Source organism: Streptomyces sp. NBC_01426, from assembly GCF_036231985.1.
Lineage (GTDB): Bacteria > Actinomycetota > Actinomycetes > Streptomycetales > Streptomycetaceae > Streptomyces.
In genome coordinates this window covers 2223227-2240339 of record NZ_CP109500.1, presented here as the reverse complement: position 1 = coordinate 2240339, position 17113 = coordinate 2223227, and the positions used below count along the sequence as shown (strand labels likewise).

The following is a 17113-nucleotide window of genomic DNA, read 5'->3' as shown; positions in this document are numbered from 1 at the left end:
ACTTTAGATCAGGCGAGTTGGCCACGGCAAAGTTGTCTCAGGCGGAGTCCTGTGCGTGAACAGCACGGGAAGTGATGGTTCATCAGTCAACTAGCTCTCTGTGGTGGCCGTCGGTACGGCGCGTCGCGTGAAACGGCGCTTCACCCATCCCGTGCGACGCCGCACCGAGGCGATACCGCCTCCGCGAGCCGCCAGCACCAGGATCAGTCCGATGAATCCGAGGGGGACGGCGAGGACCGGAAGAACCGTTCCCACCCCGGAAGTCACGAGGAGGACCAGGTCGGCGAAGACCACGGTGACGCCGCGGCGGCCGGGGTGGTCCTTGACCATCCAGGCCCCGAGGAGGGCCATCGCGGCGAGGGCCCAGTATCCGAACACGGCCTGCCCGCTGAGCAGTCCGCCCGCCTGACCCCGGGCGATCTCGGCCACGGACGCGAAGTAGCCGGTAACCGCGGCGGTGACGAGCGTCGAGGCGAGCGCGAGCAGCAACTGCCCGCGGCGGCGCATCAGCCACAGCAGCGCGGAGAGGACCAGCAGCCCGCACACCGTGATGAACGAGGACATGCTGGTCGAGGCGAGCGCGAAGACGGTGTAGGCGCCGGCGAGCCCGAAGACGATCCGGCGCAGCAGCCGCACGGCCCACGCGTCGTCGCGCTCCTGGCGCAGGAAGCGACGGATGCTGTCGGGGGAGGGGCGGGGGGTCATGCGGGACCGTCCATTCCTGTGGCGAGGGGGCGGGGTGCGAGAGCCGGATCGACCACGGGGCCGGCGCGGGAAACCGAGGTGGGGGTCACGGCCCGGGTGGTCTTGAGCGGCTGCTTGAAGCCAACCTGCCAGAGCGGGGTGCGCACGCTCTTCGGCGGGGCCTGTAGCTCGGGCGCTTTGGTGGCCTCGGCCTCGGCCTGACCCGGGGCGAAGGCCTCCGAGATCCCGTCGATCTGCGCCTTGCGCACCTCGGGGGCCTGGGCCGCGAAGCCGTGGGGGTCGATGTAGCGGGGGACCGTCGGGTCGTTGAACTGGGCGACGGCACGCACGGCGTCTGTTCCGGCCTCGGCGCGGGTCACCTCCGGCCACTTCTGATCGGGCTCGTAGGCGAAGTGGATGTTGTGCAGCCCGACGTTGGGGTTCTTGCAGAGCGCGCCCAGCTCCTGCTGGTGAAGGATCGACCGGGTGTCGGCGTCCTGCCCGAACACGACGACCCGGCCTTCGGCCAGCCCGGCGTAAGTATCGGAGATCTTGGCCCAGGTGGCCTTGGCGTAGCCCTCCTCGAAGCCTGCTGCCTCGCCACCGAGGGCTTCGATGACCTCGTCTTCCCAGAGGAACATGTCGTCGAGTTCACGACCGCCTTGAGTCGTTTCCAACGTCTGTGCGGCACCGGGACGGGTCTTGTTCCGCTCGGTCGCCCACTCTTCCGCGATGAAGCGCTGGGACAGGAATGGCTCACTCCAGTCGTTCAGCGGCGCTTGCGGGTGCTTGAGGCCGTACGACCAGAAGGCACTGATCGGCTTCGTCCCGTCGGGCGGGGTGAGCTTCGCCTTGTCCGTGGCCAGACCGTCGATGTAGGCCTTCGGCGTCACCTGGGCTTCCCTGGCAGCTGCCTTGATGCGCCGCGCCACGGCCTTCGGGTCGCGTCTGGCCTCCTGGGTGGCTTCCTCCCGGGCGTTCGCCCGGCGCAGGGCGCCTCGCTCGATGTACTTGGGTATCGGCTCCGGGCTCACGGTCGTCCGACCTCCAGGGGCCGGGGATAGACCCTCAGCTTCATGTTGACCACTCCGGGGTCGGACCCGTCAGCCGTACCCAGGGCGGGCGTGACGCGCAGACTGACGAGGGCGCCCGGAGCTTCGGCCTCCCAGTAGGCAAGGTGGTAGGGGTCCTTCTCCTCAAGGCGGTCCTGCTCCTTGGGGATCGCGTACTCACCGACCCCTGCCGGGAAGGAGCTGGAGTCCCAAGCTCCTTCCCAGACCGGCTCGCCCAAGACCGAGGACACGGCGTCGCGGTACAGCGGCCAGACCCGGTCGGCCTCGGCCAGTACTTGCGGGTTGCCTTCCGCGCTGTCGGCTGACGCGCCCCAGACCCAGTGGGAGAGGCTTTGTACGGGTGCCCAGCTGCCGCCCTGGGCGTGGAGGGTCATCCTGCCCCCGGTGTCGGTCAGCACGTTGAGGACGTACTCGAACTGGGTGGGTGTCCAGCCGAACTGGGCGCACCACATGTCCAGGCCCTGGCCGGACAGGGGCGGGCCGTTCCAGATGGTCTCCCAGTGCACGTCGGCCAGCCCGCGCAGCTCGGTGATCAGTTCCTGCGGGGTCCGGTTCACCGGCGGGATGAAGGACATGTGGCTGTCTCTCTTTCTCGGGTCTCGTACGTCACAGTCGCCAGCCGGGGCCACCGATCGGATGGGGGTCGGCCGGACCGTGGAAGGCGAGATCGATCGTGCCACCTCCCGAAACCCGGCCCGTACGGCAGTGCAGGTCGAGCACGATCACCGGGGCGAGCGGGTTGGAGTATCTCCACTGGGCGAGCTGGTACGGGGCCCGGCGCTCCAGCCGGTCCTCGGCGTCACCCCACCGGTCGGGAGCGGGCGGCGCCGGGAAGTCGGGGCTGTCCCAGGCGCCCTCCCAGCCAGGGGGGCCCAACGCGGTGGTCACCTGGGCGAGGTGGGCCGCGTAGCGGTCGAGGGCGACCGCCGTGACGTCCGTGCCCTCGGAGGTCGAGTCCGCCCTGACCCGCCAGGCGGTGAACAACGCGCCGGTCACGGGCGCGCCGGGAACACCGGAGGACGTCAGGTGCAGCCGACCGGACTGCAGCGTACGCACCCACAGGCCCGACTGGAGCCACAGCGGCTGCCAGCCGAAGCGCGCGCACCACTCGGCGCGCTCGGAATCGCCCTCGGGAATGCCGGCCCACACGGCGCGCCAGTCCACGCGCAGGAGCGCGCCCAGTTCGGCGGCGAGCTCCTGCGGCGGGTGGTCGGTGATGACACTGGCCACGGTCAGGGCTTCCTAGCGGGATACCCGGCCACCGCCGTCGCGCGGCGGCGGCGGCTGGTGCGGCGGGGACGGCGGGGTCGGCGTCGGAGGGGCCGGACGCTGCGGGGGGCGCGGGTCGGCCGGACGCAGCGGGGGCCCGTCGACGATGTTGACCCGGCCGGTCGGGCGCGGGGTCGGCTGCGGTGCCGGTGCGGGTGCCGGTGCCGGCTGGGGCGCCGGTGCGGGCTGGGGCGCGGCTGCGGGCTGGGGCGCGGGAGGCGGTCCCTGCTGCGGTACGGGCGCGTTGGAGGCGCTGACCCGCCCGCTGCGGCGACGGGGCGGCGGCTCGGCGGCGGGTTCCTTTTCGGACTGCCCCTTCTGCTTCTGCTGCAAGTCCGCGTACTGGTCCTTCTGGAGCTCCGCTCCCATCTGGGCGGCCTTGCGCTGCCCGCGCTTGGTGTTGCTCGGAGCGATCCAGCCGCCCTTCTGCAACCTTCCGCCGAGCGCGACCTTGTCCATCCCGCGGCCTACGTTCCCGGCACCTCTCCCCGCGACCCGGCCCGCCGCCCTGGCCGTACCGGAGGCGGCGTTGCCCGCGAGGCGCTGACCCTGCGCGCCGATCTTGCTGGACAGCGAATTGGCCATGTCGCCCACGCCCAGCGCGTCCTCCGCGCCTGCGATCTTGGGGCTGTAGCTGCCCGAGAGCAGCTTCTTCAGCATCATGACGACCGCCACGGTCACCAACAGCAGCATCAGCAGCTGCATGCCCAAAGAGATCTTCGCGGGCAGAATCATCTGGTAGAGCACGAGCAGCACGCTGAGGATGATGCCGAAGCCCGCCCGCAGCACGAAGCTGTGGATGAACGTCTCCAACCACCCCTTGAGCAGCTTCTGCTGGGACGGATGGATGCCCAGCGTGGCCACCAACGGCAACAGGATGATCATGATCAGGGTCACGGCGTGCCACAGCAGGGTGAGCGCACTGAGGACGATCACCATCAGTCCGACGATCAACGCCGCTATCAAGGAGTAGAAGGCGAGCCCGACGCGTGCACCGGCACCGTGTCCGGCCCATTCGTTGAAGGCAACCGGGTAGATCGCCCTGTCCGAGGCATGGCCCGGATAGCCCTCGCCCTTGCCGCCCGCCATGTCTATGCGGATGGGCATCCACTCATCGGTTTCCTTGTCGATGTCCTTTTTCTTGCCATCTCTGGGGAACGCGTCCATGTTGGTCGTGGACTGCGACACCGCTTGCCTGACCCGTACGTCCTCGCAGCGCGCGCCCTTGCCGTAGCTGCACTCGGCCGCGGTGTTCTTCGGCGTGCACACGCCCTCCTTGATCTCGCCGGCGCCGTTCTTGAAGATGCAGTTGGTGCCGTGTTCGCCGAACTGGCCCAGGGCCCATGGCCGGAACGCCAGCGTGTCGTACATCGCACAGCTGGATATGCGAAGACCGCGATTGTGTTCCACCTCCGGGGACAGATCGCAGGGGGACTGCATCTGGTCCGTGGCGCCCGAGAGAACAGCCTCGGTAAGCATCGAGTTGAAGTTGCCGATCCCCGTGTCCGCCTCGGTGATGACCTTGTCGTAGTTGCCGCCGGTCAGGAGTACGACCACGGCGACCGTCGTCAAGGACGCCCAGCCCACGCCCGACCAGGCCTCACGCATTTCGTTCTTGCGCCACTTCGTGAAGACCCACAGACCGGTCAGCGTGATCATGACCGGTACGGCAGGAATGAAGACGTTCTTCTTCAGGGTCTCCACTACGCTGTCGCGGCCGTCGTAGAGACCGCTGAGCGGACTCGGGTTGGAGGCCAGCTCTTTGATCGAGATGGCTGTACGCGTCAAGATCTTGGTGCCGTTGAACACCATGTTGGCCACGCCGTTGTTGACGAGGTCCATGATCGAGCAATGGTCGGCACCGCTGCCCCTCGTGCCATTGGTGTCGGACGCGTTGCCCCGGCCCCTGAAGGTCATGGACCAGTTCAGACCCCGCATGGCGTTGAGCTCGTAGAAGGTGTACTTCTGGGGGGCCTCCGGCATCCTGACCGCGCCGGTGACCATGCCCGTCGTGTCGTTGAGGTTCTTGGCGCGTTTGGCCTTGTCTTCCCATTGGTTGACGGCAGGGATGATCGATTCACCGCTGGCACCCGGGCTGTCTTCGGTGTAGCTGTCATTCCCGGTGAAACTGCAGGCGAAGTCCTCGGCGTTGGCCGTTCCGGGCACCGCGAACGACAGGGCCAACACCGCGAGGATGACGAACGCACCGGCCCGGACGGCTCGGCCCGCGCCCCGCACCCGATCGAGTGGAGACGAGATCTGGCGGGTGGACCCACGCGTCTTGGCGCTACGGCGCACGAACATCGGCTTCCTTCGGGAGTTCCTCGGCAGGGCTGGGATGTCGGTGACTACGAACGGGCGTAGTCGGTCAGGATGCAGCCCTCGGCTGATCCCTTGTGCTGCGCGTAGCCGCTCGGGATCTCGTAGCCGCCCTTGCAGACCAGGAGGAGCATCTTGGCGTTCATGAGTGCCTGGACGGTCGTGTCTCCCTCCGGCACGACTGCGAAGTTCTTGCCGACCAGCGCCTCGTACTTCTTGCCGGCGTTGTTCGCGGCCTGGAACTTCGCCATGTCGGAGATCGCCAGCAGGGTGATCGTCTGGTGGGAGCCGTCGTCACAGACGGCGCGCTCCTTGATGGCCCACGCCGGGTCGGCGGCTTCCTTCTCCAGCAGGCCCGATCCCTCATCGTCGGAAGGCCGGAGGTTATTGCACTGCGCGTGCTGGTTGACGAACTTCTCGATGGAAGCCATGTCGCCCGCCGCCGGCAGCCCGAGGTCGCCCGTTGATCCGCCGCCGCCGCCGGCGTCCCCGTCCCCACCACAACCGGTCAGGGAGGCGAGCGCGATGAGAGCGGCTCCGGCCATGAGGGTCCTGGACAAGCGCATGGTGTCTCCTTCGGTACGGCTTGCGGAACGGGTCTCGGTGTTCTGTGGCGTCACGTCGTGGAGGCGGCGGCCGCGTCGCCCGCCTCCTGCATGAAGGTCCAGTCCCACACGCTGAGCGGCGGGTCGATTCCCTGCCGGGCGGGGCGGGTCGTGCCGTTGGTGTCCGTGGCGGCGAGGATCTCCTTGAAGACCAGGTCCACGGCGACCGTGCCGACCCGCTTGTCGACGTCTCGTTGCAGGCAGACACCGGTACGGAGCTCCTGAAGGGCCGAGACGACCTTGGTGTCGTTCTCGGGGCGGCCCAGCAGCGGCGCCACCAGGGAGGCCTCCTGGGCGGACTTCTGCTTGAACGCGAAGACGGTGTGAATCTGGTTGGCGCCACCGCTGCGGGCCTCGGAGTCCTCGATCTGGACGAGGTCGATGGCCTGCTGGGTGATCAGGACGGTGACCGCCAGGTACGAACGCCCCTGCTTCAGCGCGCGTCGCATCAGGTCGCGGCCGCTCTCGGTCGCCGTGACGACGTACGCCTCGTCGACGAACAGCGCCTTGGGGCGCAGGCCGATCTCGCCCGTCACCGGGTTCTTCTCGTAGCCGACGTCGAGCATCTGGCTGCCGAGCTCCACGACCGCCATCAGCGCGGTCGCGGCCAGGCGCTCGGCCGGGTTCCAGTTGCGCGGGTCCGAGGACGACGGTGACTGGAAACCGCGCAGGGTGATGACCGTGCGGCGCTTGCGCATCGCGGACAGGGTCTGCGGGCGCTCGGCGAAGGCCAGTCGCGCGTACGGCAGCGTGCGCAGCTCGGTGAGGAGCATCTGGGCGAGCTTGAGTTCCTTGACCGCTTCGCGGTCATTGGTGGACACCGCGTGGTCGTAGGCGTTCACGACCTCGTCGACGACCTGCCACAGCGTCGGCCGCGGCACCTGCTGCTCGGCCTCCCGGGCGGTCAGCCCCTGCTCGGTGGCCTGCCGCATCGCGGAGTTGTACCAGCCGACGACGGTGGCCATGCCCTCGATGACGGGCAGGCGCACGCGCTGGTAGTCCTCGTCGCCGAGGAACCCGCGGAGCATCGACTCGGCGAGCAGCCGGCCCGAGGGGACGTCACGGGCGACGACCCACGGGTCGAGCACGCCGGCCTGGCCCTTGAGGAGGTCGACGACCTCGGTCTCCGCCCAGAACTCCGGGTTGACCGGCTGGAAGCGACTGTGCTCCGTGCCGAGGAGGCCCGCATCGGCGTCGTGCGCGAACTCGGGGTCGTTCACCTGGGAGCCGAAGGCCAGGTAGTAGCAGAGCTGGGCGAAGTCGGTCTTGGGGTCGATGACCAGGCAGCGCACGCCCGACTCCGACTCCTCGTAGAACTTCTGCAGCGCGAGCGAGGACTTGCCACCGCCGGACGCACCGACGATGGCGAGGCCACCGCCGTCGTTGCGGGCCGGGCCCACGTGCAGCGAGTAGTGGACGGGCATCTTGCCGGCCCAGCCGACGAGGTTGCCCACCCATCCGAGCTGCTTGCCCGACCGGTGCTCGGGGTTGTCGCCGAGTTCGGTGCCCGCGGTGGGCAGCCCGGCGCCGAGCTGCTCGACCTCCTGGAGGCGCAGGTACGGCGCGACGGGAAGCTTCGGCGCGTCGCCCGGCAGCTGGGACTGCAGGAGTCGCCACTGCTGGCGGGTCGGCCGCAGCAGGGTCACCTTCAGGTCCTGCTTGAACTGCATCTCCAGGATGCGGCGTCGCCGCTCCAGCTCGGTGAGGTCGGGCGCGGAGATGGTGAAGCGGATCTGCGCCTCCATGCCCGGCATCTTGTGCTCCTCGACGTCGTCGAGGAGGTGCTGGGCGCGCGTGACCTGGTTGGCGAGCTGGGTGCCGGGAGAACGACCGGAGTTGGCCATGTCGTTCATCTCGTCGACCAGGTTGCCGCTGATCTTCTTCGCCCGGTCCTTGAACTTCAGGTACGGGATGAGGGTGAACCGCATGTCGATCTCGACCGGGAAGTCGACGTGCTGCGACGCGTAGCGGGCCCAGGCGGTGGACTGCCGGAAGCGGGTCTCGGTCGGCCAACTGGCGGCCACCAGCGTCGTCGTGTAGCTGGTGTGCTGCTCGCCGGTGACCTCGTCGTACTGGTTCAGCACGATGTGCGTCTTGTGGTTCTCGCCGGAGAAGTCGACGACCAGGTCGAACTGGTCCGGTCCCCAGGAGCGCGAGCCGAGCACCGGCTCCGGCGGCACGGCGAGGTCGCCGTGGAGGGGCTTGCGGATGAGCCAGACGAGTTCCTCGCGGGTCAGCGGCACACCGTTCAGGCCTTCGAGGCTCTCGTGGACCTCGCGCGCGACCTGCGTCCACTGGGCCAACAGGCCCGGCGACAGGTACTCGTCGTAGACGCCGGTGGCGGTCGCGGTCGCCTTGTCGGCGGTGTCGCGCAGGGCAGCCGTCAGCCCCGGGTCCTCGACGGGGTCGTCGCCGCCCGGCAGCACTCCGGTGCCGTTCGAGCCGCGCTTGAGCGAACCCAGCTTGACCAGGAGGATGTTGCGCTCGCGGGTTGCCCCGATGCGCTCCTGGTACTCGGCCTTGCGGAGGTTGTACGCCTTGTAGTTCTCGGTCGGGTCCCAGGCCACCGTGTTGAGCCGGTCGGCCCACTCCACGGCCGTGATCGGCCGGTACACCTTGCGGTAGTGGCACTCGACGTTGCGGTCACCGCGGGCGAGGTTGAGCAGGCCGCGGGCGGGGCCCTCGGCCATCGCCTGGAGCTCGCCGGCGTTGAGGTACTCGTCGATGGAGGTGGGCAGCACGAGCCCGGTCCACACCGATTCGCCGTGGACGAAGACCATGTCGTCGGCGTACCGGTAGGGCAGCCGCATGTCTTCGCGGCGCTTGGACTGGCCCGGCTGTTTCCGGGAGCCGCCCGCGTTCCGCGTACCGCCGGAGCCCTGGCCTTCCTTGGCCTTCTTGGAGCCGGTGGAGGCGATGAGCATGGCGATCACGAAGAAGGCGACCGCCCCGCCCAGAAGGATCATCATGATCATGAGGGATTCATCCTGCGGTCTCGGAGTGTGCGGATACGGGGTGGCTCGGGAACGGCTGCGCGGACCGCGCCTGGCCCGCGAAAGAGGAACCGTGCCGCGCCGCCGCGGCCAGCGCCTCCTCGTACTGCCGCTGCCAGCGCGGCGAACCCGGCTGCCAGAGGATCACCTGCCAGCGCATTTCCTCGGGCTCCCGGTCGGCGGCCATCCCTTGCAGCCGCTTGGGCTGGAACCAGAAGTCGGCCCAGACCACGACCTGTTGGCTGAGAGTGAGTGCGGAGGGCAGCGGCCGCCCCCACACGAAGTAGACGCCGACCGGCGGTCCGATGTAGAGCACCGACGTCACCACCGAGATGCCCAGGAAGGGCAGGAAGGCGGAGAGCGAGAGCAGCGTCACCAGCCAGACGATGGCGAAGCCGAAGGCCGCACCCAGAGCGGGCAGCAGCAGACCGGGAAGCGGGATGTTGCCCCAGTTCCAGATGCGCTTGGGCCGGTTGAGCAGATCCGTGTGGTCGTAGGCGACCATCGGCTCGGGTGCGTCGGACGTGTTCTGCGCCATCAGCCGGTCCCCCTCTCTGACGTGGTTGCGGGCCGCGGGTCACCGGTGCGGGCCGGAGGGATGTACCGGCCGCTCCCGGGCTCAGCTCTTGGCGCCGCCGCCGCCGATCTGGCTGCCGAGGTCGATGAGCAGGCCGGCGAGGCCGGTCGCGCCACCGATGATCAGAGCGGCCAGCGCGATCATGCCGAAGCCCTGGAAGGCCTCGCGCATGCCGTCGCCGCGCTTCATCGACAGCAGCATTCGGATACCGAGGATCAGCAGGGCGCAGATCGCCACGGTGGTGCCGATGCCCATGAGGATCTTCTGGATCTCGCCGAACATGCCGTTGAGGGTGGTGGCCGCCAGGTACATGGCGTTGTCCTTTCACTGTGGTGCGTGGGAGGAGTGCGTGGGGGGTGCGTCGGTGGGCGCGGTCAGGGTTTCTTGGGCGCGCCGGAAGCGGCGGGGGCGGGCGCGGTGGGCGCGGTGGGTGCGCCGCCGTCCCCGCCGGCCGGGGGGTTCTCCTCGGGTTCGGACGCGGCGGGCGGAGCCGTCGCACCGGCGTCCGCGCTGCCGCCCGTGGGATCGAGGACGCCACCGCGGATGTCCTTGATGAACCAGCCCTGGGCGGTGTTCACCATCGTCAGGCGGTAGGAGCGCTTCACGGTGGTGGTGGGGGCGGGAGTGCCCTTCGAGGCGGCCGTCACGCCGCCCCAGGTGACGGTCACCCGCGCCTGGACGGTCTGGCCCGGCCCGTAGGCGATGGTGGCGTTCGGTTCGGTGCCGGCCGGGGCGAGTGCCACGACCTCCTGGACCTCGGGAGAGACCAGCGCACCGGCCAGGCCGGTGGTCGCCGACTGCGAGGCGTCGGTCGTCGTGAAGCGGGTCAGCCCGGTCGCGTCGGAGGCGGCCCAGGCCTTGAAGAAGCCGGGCAGGACCTGCGCCTTGAGCTGGTCGGAGAGCGTCTGGTCGACGGTCTCGTCGTCCTGCTTCACCACCGGCACGCTCCCGCGCGAGGCGAGCGGCATCTCACCGACGTCGCCCGCGATGCGCAGGCCCGAACCGGTGGCCGGGTCCTTCACGTACACCGGCACGGACAGGGAGGTGACACGGCCGGTCGACAGCTTGACCTGGATGCCCAGGTAGCGGCCGTTGGCCCCGTACTCGGGAAGTTCCTCGATGGTCCCGTCCCACTTGGCCTGCCGGACGCTCTGGGTGCCCTGGCCGGTGATGCCGCAGTCGCGGTCCACGCCCGAGGACGTGTAGCGGGTCAGGGCGTCGCGGCGCTTGTCGGCGTTCTGCGGCGAGTACGTCATGCAGAGCGTGACGTACTCCTCCGCGAAGGTCGCGGCGGCCTGCGTCGGGAACTCCGTCAGCCGGTACCGGGCCACCTCCTTGTCGTTCAGGTCGGCGCTCTGCACCGCGACGGACGACTTGCCGATGACCAGGCCGGCGACGCCGCAGGAACCCAGCGCGAAGGCACATGTGGTGATCAACAGTGCGGCGCGGACCGCCACATGTGTACGACGGCCCTGTGCGGGCAGCCGACCACCGGGACGCGGAACGTCGAATCCCGCGTCGGCGGCGGTGCGGGCGGGGGCCTCGGATCGCGACGTGGTGGAAGCGGTGGTGGCCGGGGCGCCGGAAGCGAAGGACGCGGACGTGGAGGCGGACCGGGCCGGCTCGGACGGGGCGGTGGTGCTGCCGCGCCCCTGCTTGCGCCCCTCGCGCTCCGCCTTCTTCTGCTCGTACGCCGCCTTGCGCACAGCCTTCTTGGCGTCCTGCTCGGCCTTGCGGCGGTCCTTCTTCGACTCGCCCGCGGGCTGGTCCGCGCGCGGCGGCAGGACCGGGACGGCCGCCTCGCCGGGCGGGACGTTGCCGGGCCGGACGGTGCGCACCCAGGCAGCGGCCACCTGCGCGCGGGCGGCGTCCGAGGACTGCTGCTGGGACGCACGGGTGTTGTCCGGGTAGCCGTAGGCAGCGGGCGCCTGCTGCGGGGACTGCGGAGCTTGCTGTCCCTGCTGTCCCTGCTGGGGAGGGGCCTGGTGTCCCTGGGCCTGCGGCGGGTGCTGTGCTCCGGCGGGCCCTACGGGGCCGAAGTGCCCTCGCTGCCCGGAAGGCTGGGCCCCGTCGACCCCGCCAGCAGAGCTGTTGTGGTCCGTCATCGAGTCCGTCTCTCCCACGCGTGTGATCCCCTCCGCCGGCCGACCGGGTGGCGGGCCCCCTGGTGAGGCCAGGTGCGGAACGGCAGTGTGGCAAATGAAGCCGACAACACCTCCCCCCATTTCCCCGTCGGGAAAGAGTGAGGAAAGCCGGGGAAAGAGTGGGGAATCCTCGGATGGGAGTCCCGGGACCCCGGAACGAGCCGGGCCGCCCGGCGCTCCGCCAGAATGAGCGGTCGTGCCCGGGCGACAGGCGCCGAGGCGTCCCCGACCCTACGAAGGACGAGAGTTGAGCGACCAGTACGCCCTCCCCCAGGCGCCCGCCGACGCGGCGCCCGCCCCCGCGACCGAGGCCCGGAACGCCTGGATCGAAGGCTACGAACCCGGCAACCCCTGGCAGTCGAAGCTCTGCCTGAGCACCCCGCACGGCACCGTGTCGTACCCCCTCACCCCGCACACGATGCCCGAGCTGCTGGAGGGCTTGGTCCTGGTGGCCCAGGCCCAACAGGGGACGGCCGGGATACCGGAGCCCGACGAGGACGCCGCGGCCGGCGGCCCGGACGACGGCCCCTCCCAGGCATCGAGCCTCCACGACGGCCGCGCCGCCCGCATGACGGGCTGGACGGTGGTACACGACCTGTGGGAACAGGGCGACGCGAGGGTCCGCTTCATCATGGGAGCGGTGGTGGTGGGACTGCTGCTCCTCGGGATCATCCTGTCCTGACCACATGCCACGATGCCCCACGTATTCAGAGCGAGGAGCTTGAGACGATGCTGACGGAGACATCGGGCCGCACGGCCCGGGACCTTGCCGCCGAGTTGGACGGCCTGCGCGGCGTGGACTGGGCGTCCGTGTGGGCGGGTCCGCCGCAGGGCGGGTCTCCGGAGTTCCGCGAGTGGTGTGGACGCCACGGCTGGGACCCGCAGACGGTCGAGCGCAACCTGGTGGTGCGCACCCGCGCCGGCGGGGAGTTGACCTTCGAGGCGAACGGCAACTGGCACCCGGTCCAACGTCTGACCTACTGGGCCTCACGCGTGGCCGCGACCGAACCCTCGGACAACGCGGCTGTCCTCACCGCTGCCGCCCAGAACTGGGGACTCTTCCTGGAGGCGGCCGAGAGCGTGCTGGGGCCTGCGGTCTGGTCCGGCGCCTATGACGCCGAAGACTTCCCCGAACCGCCGGAGCGGGCGTTCTGGGGGAAGCGTGACTATCGGCTGGAGACCCGCGATCCCTACCGGATGGCCTTCTGGGCGCCCCAGGGTGAGCACCCCGGGCAGGCCTTCATCGTGTTGGATCAGGCGATCTCCTTCCAGACGTGGAATTCCGACGCACCGGGCGCCTCGGTGATCGTGCTGAAGGTGCATGCGCCTGAGGGCTCGAAGAGGCTCAGGTGACGCCCGATGCCCCTCCCACCCCGCAGGAGATAGCAAGGGCCTTCGAAATGTGGGAGGAGCATCTCGCGTCGGTGCCGGACGATCCCGGTTCGGGACGTGCCGTGGCGGAGAGGCTCTACCGGGACTGCGCGGCGGCGAGCGGCGCCGAGACCTCATCCACCGATCTCCTGGACTTCATTAAGGACCTTGCGGAGAACGGCTCGGTCACCAATGAGGATCGGGGGCCCGTGCGTTCCTTCTGGTCTTACGAATCCCAGCCTGAAGGTGCCGACAGGCCGGTGCCACACCGCTTTCTGGCCCGGGCGTGTGGGGAGTCGCGCGACCTGCAAGTGCTGGAGGACACTCCGGCCGGACACCAGCTGAATTCGTACCACCTGGATAACGCGTTCGTCGTGGATGCCCTGGCCCGACACTACACATTCGACAACACCGTGCTCGCGTCCGCTCATGGTGAAGCCTGGGGCACGCTGTCGGAGCACTATGCCCAGAAAGCCGAAACCGAGGTCGTCGCTTTCGTGCCGGACATCACCGCGGGATCGGTGCTCGGCAAGGACGAAATGCCGAAACTTCTGAACAACGAGAACGTCGGCAAACACGGCGTGAAGTTCGCGGTGCCGCTGCCCCGACATGAACACCTGCCCCCGGACATAGATGAATTAATCGGCAACGACGCCGTCCGCTGCCAACTGGTCATGGAGGACTACGACCCCGCGAAGTCCCCCGAGGAGTTCGCCATGAAGCTGTACGCGATCGACGTCCCCGAGGGCCAGCAAGAGGCGCACCAGCACGCGGTCGAACGGCTGTCGACCGCCACCAGCTACGAGGAGCTGAACCCGGCGACCCCCGACACGAAGCGGTCGCGGGTGCGCACCAATTCCTTCCTGCCCGGCGTGAACGTCGGCCACAGCATCGTTCCCGCGTCCCGCAGAGGTCCCACCAGCCACGGGGCGATCGAGCCGGCAGCGCCGCACATCGGGCCCGAGCCCGCCGGCATCGAACACTGATTCATCCCGGTCTGCCACGATGCGGACACGCCCCCATGTAGCGAGCAAGGAGTCGAGCAGGATGCTGACCGAGACGACGGGCCGCACCGCCCGAGACCTGTCCGTCGAGCTGGAAGGTCTCCAGGCGGTGGACTGGGCCTCGGTGTGGGCGGGGCCGCCGCAGGGAGGGTCCCCGGAGTTCCGCGCGTGGTGCGGACGCCACGGCTGGGATCCGCAGACCTTCGACCGGCAGCTGGTGGTGCGCGGTCCCGGGGGCGGCCGGCTGACCTTGGAGTCCGGTGGCTACTGGAACCCGGTCGAGAGCGTGTCCCACTACGGATGGCAGGTGAAGGCCGGCGCGGCGGACGAGAACCCCGCCGTGCTCGCCCTGGCCGCCGAGACCTGGCCCGAGTACGCGGCAGCGGCCACCGGGGTGCTGGGCGCGCCCGCGTGGGCCGGCTCCTGGGACGCCGAGGACTTCCCGGAGCCCCCCGCGCCCGGCTACTGGCCCGACCGGGAGTTCCGGCTGAAGAGCCGCCGCCCGTACCGGTTCGCGTACTGGCGGGGTGCCGGTGCGGACGCGCCGTACATCCTGCTCGGTCAGTCCGTCGCGTTCCCCACCTGGGCCGCGGACATGCCCGGTGCGTCGGCGATCTCCCTTGAGGTCCGGCCGCCCGTCGACGTCCTGCGAGCCCTTCGATGAGGGACTCGACGCCCCCGACTCCGGACGAGATCAGCCGCGCGATCTCCCTCCAGGAGGCGGACCGCGCGGGCAGACCGCGTACCGAGGCCGAGGCCGAGGCGGTGACCGCGCGCATCTACGCCGACTGGCGGGCGGCTCATGCCGAGGGCCGCGTCACCCCGGACATCGCGTCGTTCATCCGGGACGTCGCCGCGCACCGGTCCGTCACCAACGAGGACCGCGGCACCACGCGCGCCTTCTGGTCGTGGAAGTCCCGGCCCGAGGGCGCGCCCCGGGTCGTGGACCACCGCTTCCTGGCGCAGGCGTGCGGGGAGAGTCGTGCGTACCAGGTGCTGGAGGACAGCTCCGCGGGCCGGCAACTGGACGCGTACCGGCTGTGGGAGCCCCTGGTGAAGGAGTCCCTGGTCAGCGACTTCGCCTTGGACGCGGCGGAGGTCGACAGCCTGGCCCCGGAGGTGTGGGCCACCATCTCGGGTCGCTATGCCGAGGCGGCCGAAGGGCCGGTCGTCGCCTTCTGCGCCGACATCGGCGCCAAGTCGATCCTGGGGAAGGGCGAGCTGCCGCGGTTGCTCGCGCACGAGAACGTGGGCAAGGAGAACGTCGGTTTCCCGTTGCCCGCACCCCGCCACGAGCACCTCCCGCCCGAGGTGGACGCGTTGATGGCCAACGAGTCCCTGCGCTGCCAGGTGCGGATGGAGGACTACGACGTCCAGACCACCGTGCCGAAGGACTTCGCGGCGAAGCTCGGCGCCCTCGACGTACCCGCGAACCTGCGGGAGGCACACGCCTCCGCGCTCTCCCGGCTCTCCTCGGCCCACACCTACGACGAGTTGGCCACGCCGGCGCCCCCCGAACCGGCCCGACAGCAACAGCAACAGCAACAGCACGTCGTATCCGCCCGAGCCGCTGCCTTCCTGCCCGGTGTCACCATCCGGCCCACGGCCGCGCCACCGAGCCCGCGCGGCCCGTCCACCCACGGTGTGAGCAACCCGGTGGCCGCCGAGGTCGCGCCGAAGGCCGTCGGCATCGGGCACTGAGCGGCTCCCACCGGCTCGAACGGGCACCCCGCACCATCCATGTCACATCACGTCGAACGACCGATCCGCCCGGAGGGCCCACCCATGAGCACGAGCGCCGAGGCGCAACAGGCGTCCGAGGAAGAGGTGGAGTTCTACTTCGCCGACGTCTTCGTCTTCGTCTCCGAATACCTGTCGCAGATGGTGCGGCGCCGTGTGAACGGCTCGACCGCCACCTGGTGTCCGCGCTGGTGGGAGCACCCGGAGGCGGGCGCCCGGCTCTCCGCGCTCTGGCTGGCCTGGGAGCATCTGCGGCACGACCCGGCCCTGGGCATGTCCACCTGGTGGCTCCACCACGCCGATCCGCACCTGCGGGTGTTGATGGACGCGGACATGGGCCCGTTCGCGGCCTGTTCGCCCAAGGACGGCCACACGGCCTACCCCTTCGAACCGCTGCCCATCGATCCCGACGGCCCCGAGAGCAACCCCGACGCGCCCGCGTCATGAGCAGGACCGGTGAGGGTTCGGGGGGCTCCTTTCACCGATTCTTCGCATGGCCTTCGTGCCCGTACCCCGGCCCGAATCCCTGAGTTTTCCTCGGTCTTTCCTCGTCTTTCCTCGTGAGGAAATGGCCTGCGTCTTCCGCCGTCCCTCCCCCTACCGTGTCCGGGCGACCTGACTGAGGGAGGCCCGGGACGGTGGAGTCACCTGCCGAGAACAAGCGAAGTGCGGCACTTGCCCTGGCGATCCTGGGCGTTCTGCTGATCGTCTCCCTGGTCGTCCTCACCGTTTTCGACGGCGAGGACGACGCGGAGAACCCGCCCGATGGCAAGGCCTCCTCGACGGCCGGACCGGGCAAGGAGGCCGGTACGGCCGGTGGCGGCGGCTCCGACGACGAGGGCCGGCAGATCGGTGCGGGCGGCGTCGACGGCGTCCCGCCGATCGTCACGCCGGAGGAACTGAACGAGGCCCACCGCGCCATGGCCGCCTACATGACCGGCCTCAGCACGTACCGGTACACCGACCAGAGCGCCGGCTGGGCGAAGCCCCTGCTCGAACTCACGGTGCGGGACGCTCAGATGAAGGCGCTGACCGTTCTGCCCACGGGCAAGGACTGGGCCACCTGCCAGGTCGCTCGATGCACGTCCGCCGGCAAGGCGACCGTGGTCCGCGACGGGATGATCGCCCAGGACCTCGTCAAAGGCGGCGGCAGCCTGGTGTCCAGCGTGGTGTCGGTGACCGCGACCCGTACCGAGGGCGGCAAGCAGACCCGTACGGAGACGAATTCCTGGCTGGTGAGTTCCCGCAAGGAGGCCGGCGCCTGGAAGGTCTCGTCCTTCAACCTGCAGGGTCTGGGCAACGTGGGCGCATCCGACGAAGCGGGGGAGTGAGAC

Annotated in this window: 17 protein-coding genes; 7 read left to right on the top strand and 10 right to left on the bottom strand. The window is 69.7% G+C overall.

Annotated features, from left to right (window positions below):
- Window positions 1–90 precede the first annotated feature (90 nt).
- The 10 genes from OG906_RS09685 to OG906_RS09640 form a co-directional block, all read right to left on the bottom strand.
- Entirely contained in the window at window positions 91–705 is a 615-nt protein-coding gene (locus OG906_RS09685; protein WP_329441789.1) for a hypothetical protein, read from the bottom strand.
- On the bottom strand, window positions 702–1718 hold the full coding sequence (locus OG906_RS09680) for a hypothetical protein (protein WP_329441787.1): 1017 nt from the start codon (window positions 1716–1718) through the stop codon (window positions 702–704). Before OG906_RS09680 ends, OG906_RS09685 begins: the two co-directional genes overlap by 4 nt.
- Window positions 1715–2332: a hypothetical protein gene (locus OG906_RS09675; RefSeq protein WP_329441785.1), complete on the bottom strand. Its 618-nt coding sequence runs from the start codon at window positions 2330–2332 to the stop codon at window positions 1715–1717. Before OG906_RS09675 ends, OG906_RS09680 begins: the two co-directional genes overlap by 4 nt.
- A 31-nt stretch (window positions 2333–2363) precedes the next feature.
- Window positions 2364–2987, bottom strand: coding sequence for a hypothetical protein (locus tag OG906_RS09670; protein ID WP_329441783.1), 624 nt, complete (start codon window positions 2985–2987; stop codon window positions 2364–2366).
- A gap of 12 nt (window positions 2988–2999) precedes the next feature.
- On the bottom strand, window positions 3000–5330 hold the full coding sequence (locus OG906_RS09665) for a hypothetical protein (protein ID WP_329441781.1): 2331 nt from the start codon (window positions 5328–5330) through the stop codon (window positions 3000–3002).
- A gap of 44 nt (window positions 5331–5374) precedes the next feature.
- A complete protein-coding gene (locus OG906_RS09660; RefSeq protein ID WP_329441779.1) occupies window positions 5375–5911 on the bottom strand; it encodes a hypothetical protein in 537 nt (178 codons plus the stop codon).
- Between the two features lie 50 nt (window positions 5912–5961).
- Window positions 5962–8925: an ATP-binding protein gene (locus tag OG906_RS09655; RefSeq protein ID WP_329441777.1), complete on the bottom strand. Its 2964-nt coding sequence runs from the start codon at window positions 8923–8925 to the stop codon at window positions 5962–5964.
- Between the two features lie 7 nt (window positions 8926–8932).
- Window positions 8933–9481: a hypothetical protein gene (locus OG906_RS09650; RefSeq protein WP_267802436.1), complete on the bottom strand. Its 549-nt coding sequence runs from the start codon at window positions 9479–9481 to the stop codon at window positions 8933–8935.
- Window positions 9482–9562: 81 nt separating this feature from the next.
- Window positions 9563–9832, bottom strand: coding sequence for a hypothetical protein (locus OG906_RS09645; RefSeq protein ID WP_267802437.1), 270 nt, complete (start codon window positions 9830–9832; stop codon window positions 9563–9565).
- 62 nt (window positions 9833–9894) lie between these two features.
- Window positions 9895–11643, bottom strand: a complete 1749-nt coding sequence (locus OG906_RS09640; protein ID WP_329441774.1) for a conjugal transfer protein — start codon at window positions 11641–11643, stop codon at window positions 9895–9897.
- Window positions 11644–11911: 268 nt separating this feature from the next.
- Between OG906_RS09640 and OG906_RS09635 the strand changes: the two genes are divergently transcribed.
- The 7 genes from OG906_RS09635 to OG906_RS09605 all read left to right on the top strand — a co-directional run bounded on the left by OG906_RS09635 (window position 11912) and on the right by OG906_RS09605 (window position 17110).
- Window positions 11912–12346, top strand: coding sequence for a hypothetical protein (locus OG906_RS09635; RefSeq protein WP_329441772.1), 435 nt, complete (start codon window positions 11912–11914; stop codon window positions 12344–12346).
- Between the two features lie 47 nt (window positions 12347–12393).
- Window positions 12394–13017, top strand: a complete 624-nt coding sequence (locus OG906_RS09630) for a hypothetical protein (protein ID WP_329441770.1) — start codon at window positions 12394–12396, stop codon at window positions 13015–13017.
- The gene (locus tag OG906_RS09625; protein WP_329441768.1) at window positions 13014–14021 is read left to right on the top strand and encodes a hypothetical protein; all 1008 of its coding nucleotides are present in this window, start codon (window positions 13014–13016) and stop codon (window positions 14019–14021) included. The genes OG906_RS09630 and OG906_RS09625 overlap by 4 nt, the downstream gene beginning before the upstream one ends.
- A 61-nt stretch (window positions 14022–14082) precedes the next feature.
- Window positions 14083–14703: a hypothetical protein gene (locus OG906_RS09620; RefSeq protein WP_329441766.1), complete on the top strand. Its 621-nt coding sequence runs from the start codon at window positions 14083–14085 to the stop codon at window positions 14701–14703.
- Complete coding sequence (locus tag OG906_RS09615; RefSeq protein WP_329441764.1) at window positions 14700–15740, top strand: hypothetical protein; 1041 nt, start codon at window positions 14700–14702, stop codon at window positions 15738–15740. The genes OG906_RS09620 and OG906_RS09615 overlap by 4 nt, the downstream gene beginning before the upstream one ends.
- Window positions 15741–15824: 84 nt before the next feature.
- Window positions 15825–16226 (top strand): DUF4913 domain-containing protein, encoded by a 402-nt coding sequence (locus OG906_RS09610; RefSeq protein WP_329441762.1) that lies wholly within the window; start codon window positions 15825–15827, stop codon window positions 16224–16226.
- Between the two features lie 191 nt (window positions 16227–16417).
- Window positions 16418–17110 carry a hypothetical protein gene (locus tag OG906_RS09605; RefSeq protein ID WP_329441761.1) on the top strand — a complete coding sequence of 231 codons (693 nt, stop codon included), beginning with the start codon at window positions 16418–16420 and terminating at the stop codon, window positions 17108–17110.
- Window positions 17111–17113: the final 3 nt, after the last annotated feature.